Genomic DNA, 12900 nt, shown 5'->3' with positions numbered 1-12900 from the left:
GGCTCCTCGGCGTCCTGCCTGGTGCTGGTGCTGGTGCTTGAGGGGTCTGCGCCGACGTTGTTACCGGTGTGGGTGCGACCCGGTTAGGAGTGCTTTGATGGCGTTTTGGTCTGAGGGAAGGCCGACGTCGTTGAACCACGAGGTGACGAGGTGGGTGTATCGCCAGCACACGTCGCGATCGGCGAGAGCGCTCAGGTAGCGGTGCTGGGCTGGACTGAGCGTGGCACCTTGGTCATAGCCGGAAGGGAATGCCGCGGCGAGTAGCGGTCCCCAGTCTTCGGCGATGGTGAGATTGCTGCAGAACGGTACGGAAGCCATGGCGGCCAGCAGGAGTTCCTCGAAGTCGGCAGCGCGTTCGATGGCCGTGGACAGAAGGGCGTGCCGTAGGCGGCCTTCGATGTACGGAAGCGGTTCCCCGGCCCAAGGGTCGGCGGCCGTGGGTTCGAGGAACCAGGAGTCGATGGCCTCGGGTTCGCGCAGAGCACGGAGGATCGTCCTCGTCGCCTTGGTGTTGCCAGCGCATCCCGGTGACAGAGCGGCGCAGGCACGGATGGCGGGGTCGGGATCCGCGAGCCAGCTTGCGGTGTCCGTCCCCCAGGCGCCGATGGTCAAGACGATGGTGGCGCGCTCACGCCGGTCGGTGCTCTCGGCGAGCAGCCGCCGAAGAGTCTGGGTGGTTCCGGAGATTCGACCGGCCAGCGCGGGAGATTGAAGGAGCGCGGCGGTGGCGTTGAGGGCGGCGGCTCGGACGGTGGGGTCCTGGGCCAGGAGGTGGGTGGAGACGGCGTCGTGGATCGTGCTGCGGATTGCGCGGACCGCATCGGTGACACCCGGATCGTTGCCGTCCTCCTCGTCGGTCGTCTCGCCGTACGCCGCCGAATCCGCGATCTGACCCAGCCATTCCAGCAAGGCGGCACGCAGCGGCCGGGGTCGGCCATCCCAGGTGGAGAAGTTCTCGTGGCGGGCCAGAGTGCGGGGGTCGTTCAACACCGCGGCCACGTACAGTGCGGCTGGCGCCGTCGCGCTGTACAAGGACTCCTGGTGCAGAACGGACATGTCCAGCAGTCCCAGCGCTCCCGCTTGAACCTCCGGGTCCTCCTCCAAGAGCTGGAGCAGGCGAAGGGGCGTGTCCTGCGCCTTTCCGTAGGCATGCTCCAGCGCGGTCCAGTCCGTGCACTCGATCACGGAACGTGGGTCAGGCAATTGCCCTTGGAGAGCCTGAGCGGCAATACGGTAGTCATCCTGGTTCGTCACACGGAAAGGATCTCTCGTGTCACTGACATGCCTCGTAGTCGGACGCTGGGAGGGGGGAGCCTCCCCCTGAGTGGTGGACACGCTGATACTGGATCTGCTTGATCCGGAGGAAGCGAGAAGACCGCCGATGGCGATGAAGGACTACTCGGACGAGTTCAAGGCCGATGCCGTGGCCTTGTACGAGTCCACGCCCGGGGCGACCTACAAGGGAATCGCCGCTGACCTTGGCATCAGCAGGGGCAGCCTGCGGAACTGGGTGCTGCGGGAGCGTGAACCCGGCCCTTGGTCTCGCCGCCCTCCCCGCTCTCCAGGGGCTTCGGCTCGCGGTGAGCTGCCTTCGCGGCGTGGCCGGCTTGACCTACGCGAAATTGTTCGGCGGCTGCGCCGCCACCACTGATCCCCGCTGACACGGCAGGTCAGACCGACATCGCCTGTCTGGTGTGAGCGCGTCCGTGTTGCGCTTCCCACTCCCGCAGGGCCGCGCGCACTGCAGTGACGATCTCGGAGCGGACGCGCCCGTGGTTCGCAACGCTACGTAGATACGGCTCGGCTCCCTGAAGCAGCGCCGGCTGTGGGCAGCTCAGCACCATTGCCCGGTGAGTGCCCGATCGTCCGACGTGGCTCCACGCGTCGAAGCAGTTACCGTCGGATGTAGGGATGTGACCCTCGACGTACTCTCTCAAGCCGGTCTTCTCGCAGCTCCAGTACGTGTGTTCCGCGCATCGCTCACATGCGAGGGTTCCAAGCATGTCGGGGAATCGGCGCTGCCACTCTGCGTCCAGCTCGCGGACATCCTGGGCGAGGGGAATGTCGCGGCGGCAGAGGCAACAGGTCAGACGAAAAGAGACCGACACGGCGGAGCTTCTCCTTACAGGGCGATGCAATGCCCGGCCCAGTCTGGCAGCCACCCCATGCAACACCCCGCCGCCATGCCGCCAGCAGCGCACCGGCATCACGCAACCAATCGATCGGCCACGGTGCCACCTCCGAACCCAAAGTCGAGGACGTGGAGTTCCTGGCCGAGGATGATCACTGCTCCGTCGCGGTCGTTGAGCCCTTCAAGGGCTTCCGCCGCCCCTCGCATCGGATAACCTCTCCGATGCGACAAAACAGGACATGAGACCGGTGATCCCGCGACCGGCTCCCGAGGCGAAACGGACCCGGCCCGTGACCCCCACCCCAACCGTCGACGCGGTTCAGTACGCCGTCGATGTCACCCTCGCCGACGTCGACGCGATGTGTGCCTTCCTCACCAAGCAGATCAGCGGGACGATGTGCAGCCCCGACAGCAGCCCCGCCGAGCGTCGATTCGCGAAGGCTCTGGACGCCGCGACGTTCTCCGCCTTCTACGCCGCGCAGAAGGTCTTCGATGTGGACGACGGCTCCGCCTTGATGCTGCACGCCCGGAAGGAACGCTGGAACGAGCTGTGTCGGGTCCTGGAGCAGTGGCAGGACTTCGAGGGGTACGACACCGCCCGCTGGCAGCGAGTGACCCACATCGACGAGCAGCAGGCCGTGAAGCAGGAGGCCTATCGCGCCGAGCGGAAGGCCGAGATGGCGGCGTACTACCGGGAGCGGCTGTGATGAGACGGTTCCGAAGGTCGCCGTGCGAGATCTTGGAGAGACCTCCGAGGTGAGGAGCACAGCGTGGGGACCAGGCACATCGTCATCCTGCAGTTCGAGGCGGATGGTCCAGCCGTCGAGGGCGACTGGTCCGACGGCTCCACCGCGCGGCGCAATTACCGGGATTGGGTCGGCCTTTACGGCAGCGACCCGCATGTGGCGATCCAGCTGATCGAAGAGGCCGACGGGTGCCGGCGTGTACTCAAGACCTGGACGGCGCGGGGCGAGGTCGAGGGACCGGCCATCTGAGGGCATCAAGGTGACGACAGTGGCGCCGGGGTCACGGTGTGGCGTGCAGGTGGTTGCGGCGGGCAGTGACGAGCTCGCGCCACCGTCCTCGGGTGGCCTGTTCACTGTCGAGCCATCGGACTTGGGAGCCGGAGTCGGGGAGCGGCAGATCGGCCATGAAGTAGGCGATGTCGGTGAAGAAGCCGAAGTCACCGGCGCTGGTGACTTCGTGGAGCCGGCCGATGGTGGCGGCCAGGTCGTCTGTCGCGCCGAGTACGGCGTGGTGGAGGGCGAGGCCGAGCTCCAGGTACCGGTTCAGATAGGGCAGTCCGGCGGTGGTGGCCTCGGCCTGCAGGGCGTGAGCCCGGTCGACGAGGCTGCAGTCGGTTCCGGCGTCCTTGATCAGAGCGGCGATCTGGGCGAGGAGGGTGTTGGCGCGCTGGTCGAGGCCGTCGAGGAGCTGATGGGCGAGCGCGAGCTCGTCGTCGGCACGGGCGGGATCGGCGAAGGATGTCACCAGGGCGAGGCGGACTTGTGTCATGGCTCGCTCGCCTACGGCGTCGTGCTGTTCGGCCTCGGCGCGTGCGGCTTCGAAGGCGGTGACGGCCTGTTCGATGTTGCCGTGGGGCCAGTGGATGTCACCGAGGACGCGGTGGTGGCGGCCTTTCCAGCCCAGGGTGGGGACGGCGGCCATAGCGGTTGGGAAGTCCCCGCTGAGGCGAGCGAGGTTGGCCAGGCCGCGTCGGGCCTGGGGGGCGAGCCGCCCGTCGGCGTCCGCCACCTGCTGCATCCCGGCGCGGGCTGCAGCGGTGCGGTCGAGGTCCTTGTTCGCCTTGGCCCGGTAGTACAGGGCCATCTCGGTGAGCTCGGCGGGTAGCAGGCCGGCGTCCAGGACCGCAGTGAGGCGTTCGATGGTGCGTGCTCGGTGCTCGCGCTGGCGGCGGGCGATCGCGGTGAGCAGCTCGGCCAGGGCATCGGCCGGGGTATCCAGTCCCGGATCGCTTCCGCCCGGTCCGGAGGGCGTGGCCGGTGCGGGCGGGGCGAGGGGCTCCCAGACCGAGTCGCTGGTGTAGGCGAAGGCGGCGTCGGTCAGCCAGCCCGGGTCGGTGAGCCGGTGGTCGCGGGCCAGCCGCAGGCCCTGGCGCAGACACGCGACGAGGAGCATCCGGCTGGGCCCGAGGGAGACGGTGTTCCTCCACTGGTCGCCGAGCGCGTCCAGGGCGCGGGCTGCGGCCTGGTGCCATTCGGCCGGTGCCCAGCGGTCCTCGCTGTGGTCGTCGTCGTGGACTGCCGTACGGATCGCGGCGTGCAGGTGGTGGGGCCACAGGGCGTACGGGTTGTCGGTGATGAGCGGCCGGTCGATGAGGCGCCGGGCGGGGGCCTGGTGGGTGTAGCCGGCGGCGCGGGTGGCCAGGTCGAGGTCGAAGGCGTCGAGCAGCGAGACGCTGCGCAGGACGTGCCGCTCCTCCGGGCTGAGGTCGGACAGGACACGGGCCAGAAGGCCGGGGAAGGTGTGGTCGAAGTCGTCCGGGACCGGGGTGCGGCCGGTACGCCGGATCTCCAGGAAGCGGCTGACAGCGAGGTCGAGGTGAAGGGGAAGACCGTGGGAGCGGGCGGCGATCACGGTACGGATGGCCGGGCTGATGAGCGGCTGTCCGTCTTTCACCAGGCGGCGGGCGAGGTGGGCATCGCAGTCCTCGGCAGACAGGTCGCCGATCAGGTGCTGCCGCCCGCCCGGAACAGCGGTTCGGGGATGCGGGACCGCCTGGAGTGGGACGTCCAGGCCTGGCCAGGCAGAGGGCCCGGTCCAGTCGAGCTGGCCGTGCAGCGCGGGGTCGCCCCACTGCAGCCGGTTGCGGCCGCTGATCACGAAGAGGGCGCTGGGCAGGAGCCAGACCAGCCGCTGCAGCAGCCGCTCCAGGTCGCGGTGGCGGTCGGCGGTGTCCTCCCAGGTGTCCAGAAGAACGACCGGGACCACGCTCTTCTTCGCGGGCAGGCGGCTGAGATCCCAGGCCAGCAGGTGCGGATAGTAGGAGAGGGCCTCCAGGTCCGCGGTGGCCTCCAGCAGGGCCGCGGTACGCGAGGCGCCGGCCAGGGCCACCGCGTGCTCGCGGCGCGTGCGCAGCGCCTTGACCAGGGCCGCGGTGACCTGTCCGGCGGCAGATCCCACCAGCCCGGGGAGCTCCAGTGCGCCGGCGATCTCGCTCACGGCGGACTGCATCTGCTGGGGCAGCATGGCGGAAAATTTGCCCGTCAGGCCAGTACGCCGGATGTACTCGTCCAACGGCTCGCCGGGGTGGGTGACTTCCCAGTACTGGCGCAGGGCCACATCGAACGAAGGCAGCGGGCGCCCCAGCGCCCCGGCGAGGGCGAGACGGATCGTCAGGATCACCCGCTCGAAGTCCGCGCCGGTCGACGCGGAGCGGGCCAGGTCGATCCGGATCGGCAGCAGCGTCCGCGTCCAGGCCGGGGCGCCCCACTGGGGCGGTCGGGCGTCATCGGTGGTGAGCGCGGCGTCCAGCTTGCGCATCAGCGTCGTTTTGCCGACGCCGCCCACACCGTGGAACACCACCACATTGGTGCGCGGCCGTTCCAGGTCCTCGACGTTGAACGCCGGGTCGGCCAGGTGCCGCAGATGCTCCTCGACCGCGGCCGCCACGACCGCCCACTGGTGACCGCGGTCGGTGAACGCCTCGTCGGTGTCGAAAGACGAGGCGTCATTGGAGCTGAAAAGCGCGCGCAGGTCGTCGGCCACGACGGTCCCCCCACTGATGATCGACTGGAGGCCAACCTATGCCGCACCGAGCTGCGGTGGCATCACTCGCGGGGACGCCGACCGGGAATAGCCGGTGGCGGACCGGCTTCCGGCCACGGCCGACTGTCGCCGCCCCGGCTTCGAGCTCCTTCCGCTCCACGTCCTTTCCGCTCCACGGCTCCCCGGCTGCCGAGGGCCTGGCCAGAGACAATGACGCCTCATGATCCCCATACCCGAAGGACACCCCTTTGTCTGAGAACGTGAACCCTGAGGCCGTCGAGCAGCTGGTGCAGGACGTGAGCAGCTGGTACTCGGAGCAGGTCATGAAGGAGCGGCGCGCAGCCGTGCCCGACCCCGCGCGCCTGGAGCTTCTGAAATCCGAGCTGGCCGCGTGCGCTGCCGATCAGCTTGCCCTGGAAGACGCCGCCCCCGACGAGGTGGACGCGATCGCTGCCCGCTACGCGGCCCGCGCCCAGGAGCTCAAGGGCCAGTAGCCAGGGCCCTGCTGGACGGGCACGGGCAGTGCCGCCGGGGTGATGGTCGAGGCGAGGATGCGCGGTTGCAGGTGGGTGGGCATCAGCGGCCAGGCGAGGGCTGCGATCTCGACCAGATCCGACCGGTACTGCGGCAGCTCGCCCTGCACTCTGTGCAGGGTGGTGAGGAACTCGGCCGCTTCGGTCACCGTGTACGGGCGATGCTGGCCCGCCACCAGCACGTCCCCGGCCCGGGGCCGGGACGCCCACGCGCCGCCGGCAGTGCGTTCGTTGCGGTAGCTGGCCGTCAGATCTCTGCCGATGACGGAGATGGAGCTCACGGTGTGCGGTTCCTGCTCGGCCGCGCGGACGGCGTCGACGACCACGTTGAAGGTCACGCTGTGGGCGGCAGCTGACGTGAACCGGGGTGTCCCGCCGATGCGGGCCACCCCGGCGCACCGGGTCGCGGTGCCCAGCCGGCTGTCCGCAGCACGCACTCCCAGCACGATCAACTCCACCCGGCGGCCCGTACGGTGGTCACGGCGGGCACTGGTCAGGAAGTGGCCGACACTGTCCGGGGCGATCTCAATAACCAGGTCGCCGCGGCACTCTCGTACGCGGGCTTCGGCCTGTTCCTGCCAGGCCCGGTAGTCGGCCCTGATCCGGGCGGAGGCCGTGCGCGGATGCTCGGCAAGGAGCCGGCGGTAGTCGGGATGCACCGCCTTGAACATCCCGCCCTCGATCCGGGTGGGCCTGCGGTGACGCAATGCGCGGCGCAGCATGCGCGCGGTGTGAGTCTTTCCCGCTCCTTGCGGGCCCATCACATACAGCGTCACCGGCTGGTCCTGGGCGGTGATGTTGCTCAGGTACATCGGGACGATCAGCTCGTCGAAGACGAAGCGGTGCTCGTCGGCGGACAGCCGGTGGTAGTCGACTCCGGGCGGCACCGCGAGGGGCTGGGCGATGCGGCGCACCGGCTCGGCCAGCGCACCGGCGCGCTCCAGTCCGCCGACCACCGCAAGGTGCCGCTCCGGGGAGCTAACCAGCGGATGCGCCTTCTGTTCGACGCCGCAGACTTGGCGGCGGAACTGCCAGGTCTCGGGAGCCGTCCAGGGCCGGGCCAGTTCCGCGGAATGCGTCTGGTCCGCAACCGGCGAGGTCCGCCACGTTCCGTCCTCGGTCAGCTCGTTGCTGTACAGCACCTGGAGGTCGCGCCGTACCACCATGATCCGGTGGGCGAGGTGCTCGGCTTCGATGACCGCGAGCGACTGGGGAAGTCCCTTGACGCACTGGTCGAGGTTGTCCCAGGAGATGTACCGGCCGGTGCCTTCCTCGCTGGCCAGGAAGCGGTCCAGGACGCTCAGCTGGAGCACAGCGTGTGCCTCGGCCAGGACCACCACTTCGACGCGGCATCCGGCAGCCCGGTAGGCGAGGGCCATCGCCCTGGCCTCATCCGGGTCGGCCAACGGGGTTTCCACCACCGCGTCGAACCGGTTGAGACGCACAAAATCCTCGACCTCGGCCTGCCAGCGCAGCACGTCCGGCCGGACCCGCACCCCAGCGGTGCGCTCGTCAGCCTTCAGGAGAGCGGCGTACTGGGGATGATCCGATTTGTAGAGATCCCGTCCGACCAGCACCGCCCCGCCACGCTGATGGAGGACCGCCATCAGAAGCGTGATGAGCGTGGACTTGCCGCTGCCCGGCGGCCCGGCGACCACCAGCACCACGGGCTGCTCTTGCCGGACAGCGCCCTTGGTCCAGCTCGGCAGGATCTGGGACGTCAGGATCTCGTCGTGCTGCTCCTGGCTCAGCACGACCGGTTCGACATCCGCGTCCTTCACCAACAACCCCCCTGATCGCGCTCGCTCCGCCGGGTCCTGCCTCAAAATGTCCGCCAACTCAAGGTCAACATAACATTCGTACGCGATATGTGCGGCATCCGTACGCGATTAGTACGATCTATGTAGAGTATCGGCCAGGAGGTGTCTCATGTCCGAGTTGTTCGACGCTGTCGACGCACTGGTCGCGTCTGTGCTCCCGCCGCCGGAGGAGCGCAAACGGTTGCGGGTCGCACACGGCCTGACACTGGAGCAGGTGGCGGGTGCCCTGAAGGTGCGCCGTGCGACCGTCAGCGTCTGGGAGTCCAGCAAAAACAAGACCGAGCCGCGCGGTCCGGACCGTGAGGCGTACGCGCGGCTGCTCAACCAGCTCGCGGAGCTCTACCCCGCGCCGGTCGACCGCTGATAAAGCCTGTCGGCCGCCGACACCGGCTCCAGCCACCGCAGCACCTCCATGCCGCCCTCCCCCTCGGACCAGCAGGAAATCGTCCACGCCTGGAAGCGGGCCTGAGTCCCGGGAAGCCCGAAAGGAGGGGCGTGAGCGCAATGGGCCGGGCTTCCCTCCCAGCCGTGCTGCCGGTGGTGAGCGAGCCGAACGACCAGGGCCTCGCGCGCCAGGCCCTGGTCGCGGTCCAGCCGCCGAGGAGCCGGCTCATGCAGCCCCGTCGCAGTTGCCAGGAAGGGCGGTGGTGCCCGCCCGGTCGGCCACCTATCCACGGGTGCGGCTGATGAACTTACGCCAGCGCGGTCCGGCCGGTGTCGGTGATCTCGACAAGGTCGGGTCGCTCGCCGTTGGCCGGCTGCACGATACGGACGAGGTCGGCCTTCCACAGGGAGATGGAAGCCCTGTACAGGCCCAACTGGAGTTCGACCCACGCCTCCCGGTCCGGGTCATCGTCGGCGGCACTACGGGGGAAGTTCGGCGGGTGGATGCCGTGGAAGAAGTCCGACATGGCGACGGGTTCGGCCGCCAGCGAGATCAGGCGGAGAAGTTCGCATTCTTCCTGGTTCAGCGTCATGCCGGTGAGCGTAGAGGAGCCGGTCTCCCCGTTCTGCCATGGTCCCTGTCACGGCGTGGGCTGCGGCCCACCGCCAGTCCGGGGCGCGGCCCACCCACAGACCGTCCTGACGGGGCGGGCACGCCGTCACGTCCATCAGCGCGGGGTCGCTGAGTTCGCACCGAGCACGGACACGGCCCTTCATACAGCCAACCATGCTCGGGCTTCGGCTGGGAGCTGAAGCGCTCGCTCTGCACTGCTTCATCGTGCGACACGTGCTGGCGAACGAATGGCTGGCGGAGACGGGATCCGTGCTCTGGACATTGCGCCCAGGGCAAGCTGCACAGGCCCCAGGGCATCACCTTGCCCAAAGCACGGAGCCCGGCGGTCGCCCGACGACCTGCGGCGGTGGTACCGGCCTCAGGATCGTCGGCCCGGCAGCAGCGGGAGAGGCTGCCGTCAGCGCAGACGGCCGAGATGGATAACGCTGACGCGGACCTGCTGGTCGTTGATCTCGTACATCACGCGGTAGATGCCGACGTGGATGCGCAGCACGTCGGTGCTGCCGAACGCGCCCTCAGGTCTGGGCTCTTCGCCGAGGCGGTCGACGGCGGCGAACACCTGACGGACTCCGTGGGGATCGTCTTTGGCGAAGCGCTCGGCCTGAGCGAGTGCCTCGGGCTCCCAGATGACTTCGTAGCTCACGCCTCATCGCCGAACACGCGGCGGTAGGCCTCGTCATGCGGAACGCCGACGCTCTCGCCGCGGGCCTGGCGGGCGCGGTAGGCGGCGAGCGCGCGCATCTCCTGCAGTTCTAGGGCGTCGGCGGGACTGACCAGTATGGCGATGGTGTGGCCGTGGTCGGTGATGGCAGCCGGTTCGCGGGTGGCGCTGACCTCGCGGGCGATGGCGCCCAGCCGCGCGCGGGCTTCCACGATCGAGTACGTCGTCTCCGTCATGCTCACCAGTGTACAAAAGTGTGCACTAGGGGGTAGCGCTTCGGGAGCGTCCCGCGGACCGACGGGCCGCGACCGCGGCTGCGGCTGCGGCTTTGTCATTCGCACGGAACTCGACCGCAGCGCCGACGCGGGCTACACAGAGAAGGCCGGGTGCAGCGTCCACGGCACTCCTGCGCGGACGGTCGCGGTCTGGTGGGAGGCCCGGTGGTTGCTGACGAACATCCTGCTCGCGGTCAGCTTCCGCTTCCGGCTGCGTCGGTTACGGATGCCCGAAGCAGTGGATGAGAAGTCCACCGTGGTCGTCATGCCAGATTCCGGTCAGTTGCCGAGCAAGGCAACGACGATGGGATCGGGAGAGCGTCATGGGCACGAGGCCCCCAGAGCTGTGACGGCTGGCCGGGGGCCTCATGAATGCGTCCCCGGAAGGGGAGCCGGGCCCACCCTTCACCGACAGTGTGCTCATGCTCGGCACCGACACCAGAACCCGGACCCAAGTCCACGCGAACGGCGAGCAGACATCTGCCTGGCCGGGCGGGACACGAACCGCAGTGGCTCGACGGCATCGCCGCGGATACTCCAGATCGCCATCGGACGTTGCCGCAACGTGGAGTCCCCTGCGCGATGAAGAGCTCTGGCCAGAATCCGGTGATATCCATTTCGTTGTCTGTGACCCGATACACTGGGCGTTCGGCCCTAGCCGACCAGTTCCCCCGCAAGCTGCGGCCTGGGCTGCCGTGGCTCAGCCGTCATTTCCTGCTGAGCTGTTGGTTGCCGAGCAAGGGGCAGCCCAGTTGGCAGCTCCTGACGACAGCAAGGGCATTGAGGCGTTTTCTCTGGATCGACTCGATAAGGGCCCAGGGTAACCAGGCGCGCTTCAATCTCCTGCTGTTCTTTCTTTACCAGAGCTGCAACCAGAGCAGTATGCAGCTTGGTCACTTCATCCTTCCTTAGCTGCTTCCGATGCTCTTCCAGTCCCACCCTCCACCACGCCACTTCGGATGGATCAAACGTTGTGCGGCAGCGTTTATTGACAATCTCCACAACCCTGCACAGGTTGACTCGAATGTCCTCCTGCTGGCGGCAACCGTGCCAAAAAGCCTCCAGCACCTGCTCCTCATTTGGGGGACAGTAGGCGCGGTAATCGACTCCGTCCATCGTGGCCGCGTATACATCGACGATGTGGCTCTGAAGCCAGGCTTCCTCAGGAGTTGGATGAAGGCGGGCGCCTGCGTGTGTCTGCCTTTTCGCGAAGCGCAGCAGGTCAACGTCATGCATCTTTTCAGCGACGCGCCGAATGTTATAGATGTCGCTTTTTGACGGGCGGCTATATCCATATACCCGAATGGCCAGGGACCGCCAAGTCATCCAGACCGGATAGGGCTCGGAGGTTCGAGCCGACTCCAAAACATTTCTGATGCGGTCACGGACCGGCGCCGTCTTTGTAGTCACGGATACAGATGCTACTAGCTCAATCGGCAGACGACACGCATGCCGTGTCCAGGTAAATTTACGCCAGCCCCCGTCGCATTCTTGGACTATTTGATATTCACATCGATACCCTAAATGAGTTGCGGAAGCGAGCATCTGATGAGTCTCAAGCGACTGCCTTCTACGGCAGGGCGAGCAGGGCCCATCAGTACCTCGCCCACCCCGAGAGGCACGACGAATCCAGGGGAGTTCACTGACCTTGCGGGAATGGACGGGCCAGCTCGACAGCGCAGGCGGGGCCACGTGAAGTGCTCACGGGCCAATTCGAGCGCTCAGTCTCATGAGGGCCGGCGCACCGAGCCCGCCACCGCTGCTCCCCCCGTTCATACTCAACGCGACGGGCCGGGCTGCGGTGCTGAGTGCCCGTCCGCCGACGGGCACTCAGCACCCGCGGGTGGAGAACTAGGGGAGGGCGGTCTCGTACTCGACGTTCGTGTGTCCACAGCCGGACGCGATGTGCTCCAGTGCGGTGCGCTCGGCGCTGTCGATGCTCAGGCCCCAGCGGAGTTTCGTGGAGGTCCAGTCGGAGGCGTACTGGCAGCGGGCATCGGCCAGTGGCGGCAGCCAGTCGGTGACGTCCTGGTCGCTCTTGGACCGGTTGGCCTTCGCGCTGACGGCCACCAGGCTGCGGGGGGCGTCGAGGTCATTGGCGTACGCCTGGCGTCGGGCGGCCGTCCAGTTTGAGGCGCCGGAGTCCCAGGCTTCGGCGAGGGGGACCATGTGGTCGATGTCGAGGCCGCCGGGGGCAGTGACGGTCACGCCGTCGTAGTACGAGTACCAGGTGCCCGAGGCGATCTTGCAGCCCGCTTCGATGACCGGCTTCGTGCGCGATTCGGCGATCAGGACTTCGGCCCTCGTGTTGCAGCCGTTGTGGTCGGCGTCGACCCAGTGCTTGAACTTCGTCCGCTCGTACCCCTCACGGTGCTCGGCCGCTACGGGCAGTTCGGCGATCCCGTCGGTGAGCGACATGGTCACCGCAGCGGGCGCAGCATGGGGGAGGGGGAGGCTGGCGGCCGGTGCGGGCGCGGCGGCAGCGAGGGGCAGGGAAAGAAGGGCGGCGGCCGCGAGGCCGCGCATCAGGTTCTTGATCACGGATTGTTGATATCGGCTGCGGAGGGGCCGGGTTGGGCGTTCCGCCCAGGTGATCACTCGTCCGTGGATAGGTCGTATATACGGCTCAGGCGATGGCTCGCCGTTCCTGCGGCTCGCGTCGCGTTGCCCGCCGGTCCGTGACGTCGCCGCCGGGTCAGCTGAGCGGGCGCCGTTGAAAGTGGGGTTGTCGTC

General features: G+C 68.0%; 13 protein-coding genes and 1 pseudogene. 5 read left to right on the top strand and 9 right to left on the bottom strand.

Annotated elements, in window-relative coordinates:
* Positions 1-60: 60 nt before the first annotated feature.
* Positions 61-1254: a HEAT repeat domain-containing protein gene (locus tag OHB13_RS38060; RefSeq protein ID WP_328380619.1), complete on the bottom strand. Its 1194-nt coding sequence runs from the start codon at positions 1252-1254 to the stop codon at positions 61-63.
* Between the two features lie 127 nt (positions 1255-1381).
* On the opposite strand from OHB13_RS38060, the pseudogene OHB13_RS38055 reads away from it, so the two are divergent.
* From OHB13_RS38055 to OHB13_RS38045, 3 genes and pseudogenes are all read left to right on the top strand, one after another.
* A pseudogene (locus tag OHB13_RS38055) lies at positions 1382-1511 on the top strand (transposase); the annotation flags it as partial.
* A gap of 910 nt (positions 1512-2421) precedes the next feature.
* A complete protein-coding gene (locus OHB13_RS38050; protein ID WP_328380617.1) occupies positions 2422-2838 on the top strand; it encodes a hypothetical protein in 417 nt (138 codons plus the stop codon).
* Between the two features lie 63 nt (positions 2839-2901).
* On the top strand, positions 2902-3126 hold the full coding sequence (locus OHB13_RS38045) for a hypothetical protein (protein WP_328380615.1): 225 nt from the start codon (positions 2902-2904) through the stop codon (positions 3124-3126).
* A 31-nt stretch (positions 3127-3157) separates the two neighbouring features.
* Here OHB13_RS38045 and OHB13_RS38040 read toward each other — a convergent pair whose 3' ends face one another.
* Positions 3158-5860, bottom strand: a complete 2703-nt coding sequence (locus OHB13_RS38040) for an ATP/GTP-binding protein (RefSeq protein WP_328380614.1) — start codon at positions 5858-5860, stop codon at positions 3158-3160.
* A 248-nt stretch (positions 5861-6108) separates the two neighbouring features.
* On the opposite strand from OHB13_RS38040, the gene OHB13_RS38035 reads away from it, so the two are divergent.
* Complete coding sequence (locus tag OHB13_RS38035) at positions 6109-6354, top strand: hypothetical protein (RefSeq protein WP_328380612.1); 246 nt, start codon at positions 6109-6111, stop codon at positions 6352-6354.
* On the opposite strand, the gene OHB13_RS38030 is transcribed toward OHB13_RS38035, so the two are convergent.
* Positions 6318-8174 (bottom strand): zeta toxin family protein, encoded by a 1857-nt coding sequence (locus OHB13_RS38030; RefSeq protein ID WP_328380610.1) that lies wholly within the window; start codon positions 8172-8174, stop codon positions 6318-6320. The genes OHB13_RS38035 and OHB13_RS38030 overlap by 37 nt on opposite strands.
* A 148-nt stretch (positions 8175-8322) precedes the next feature.
* On the opposite strand from OHB13_RS38030, the gene OHB13_RS38025 reads away from it, so the two are divergent.
* The gene (locus OHB13_RS38025) at positions 8323-8577 is read left to right on the top strand and encodes a helix-turn-helix domain-containing protein (protein ID WP_443063010.1); all 255 of its coding nucleotides are present in this window, start codon (positions 8323-8325) and stop codon (positions 8575-8577) included.
* A gap of 328 nt (positions 8578-8905) precedes the next feature.
* Here the strand turns inward: OHB13_RS38025 and OHB13_RS38020 are convergent, their stop codons facing one another.
* From OHB13_RS38020 to OHB13_RS37995, 6 genes are all read right to left on the bottom strand, one after another.
* Positions 8906-9190 carry a hypothetical protein gene (locus tag OHB13_RS38020; RefSeq protein WP_328380609.1) on the bottom strand — a complete coding sequence of 95 codons (285 nt, stop codon included), beginning with the start codon at positions 9188-9190 and terminating at the stop codon, positions 8906-8908.
* Positions 9191-9628: 438 nt separating this feature from the next.
* Entirely contained in the window at positions 9629-9874 is a 246-nt protein-coding gene (locus OHB13_RS38015; protein WP_328335846.1) for a type II toxin-antitoxin system RelE family toxin, read from the bottom strand.
* Positions 9871-10128 carry a type II toxin-antitoxin system Phd/YefM family antitoxin gene (locus tag OHB13_RS38010; protein ID WP_328335847.1) on the bottom strand — a complete coding sequence of 86 codons (258 nt, stop codon included), beginning with the start codon at positions 10126-10128 and terminating at the stop codon, positions 9871-9873. The genes OHB13_RS38015 and OHB13_RS38010 overlap by 4 nt, the downstream gene beginning before the upstream one ends.
* A gap of 132 nt (positions 10129-10260) precedes the next feature.
* Positions 10261-10434 carry a hypothetical protein gene (locus OHB13_RS38005; protein WP_328335848.1) on the bottom strand — a complete coding sequence of 58 codons (174 nt, stop codon included), beginning with the start codon at positions 10432-10434 and terminating at the stop codon, positions 10261-10263.
* A 387-nt stretch (positions 10435-10821) separates the two neighbouring features.
* The gene (locus OHB13_RS38000; RefSeq protein ID WP_328380606.1) at positions 10822-11577 is read right to left on the bottom strand and encodes a hypothetical protein; all 756 of its coding nucleotides are present in this window, start codon (positions 11575-11577) and stop codon (positions 10822-10824) included.
* A gap of 441 nt (positions 11578-12018) precedes the next feature.
* Complete coding sequence (locus OHB13_RS37995; RefSeq protein ID WP_328380604.1) at positions 12019-12708, bottom strand: HNH endonuclease family protein; 690 nt, start codon at positions 12706-12708, stop codon at positions 12019-12021.
* Positions 12709-12900: the final 192 nt, after the last annotated feature.

Source organism: Streptomyces sp. NBC_00440 (assembly GCF_036014215.1).
GTDB lineage: Bacteria > Actinomycetota > Actinomycetes > Streptomycetales > Streptomycetaceae > Streptomyces.
This window is presented reverse-complemented; position numbering and strand designations above follow the sequence as displayed.

Bases quoted from the DNA above. Each gene is read 5' to 3' on its own strand.
- OHB13_RS38025 (WP_443063010.1), top strand. From the start codon at position 8,323: ATGTCCGAGTTGTTCGACGCTGTCGACGCACTGGTCGCGTCTGTGCTC.
- OHB13_RS38020 (WP_328380609.1), bottom strand. From the start codon at position 9,190: ATGACGCTGAACCAGGAAGAATGCGAACTTCTCCGCCTGATCTCGCTG.
- OHB13_RS38010 (WP_328335847.1), bottom strand. From the start codon at position 10,128: ATGACGGAGACGACGTACTCGATCGTGGAAGCCCGCGCGCGGCTGGGC.
- OHB13_RS38005 (WP_328335848.1), bottom strand. From the start codon at position 10,434: ATGACGACCACGGTGGACTTCTCATCCACTGCTTCGGGCATCCGTAAC.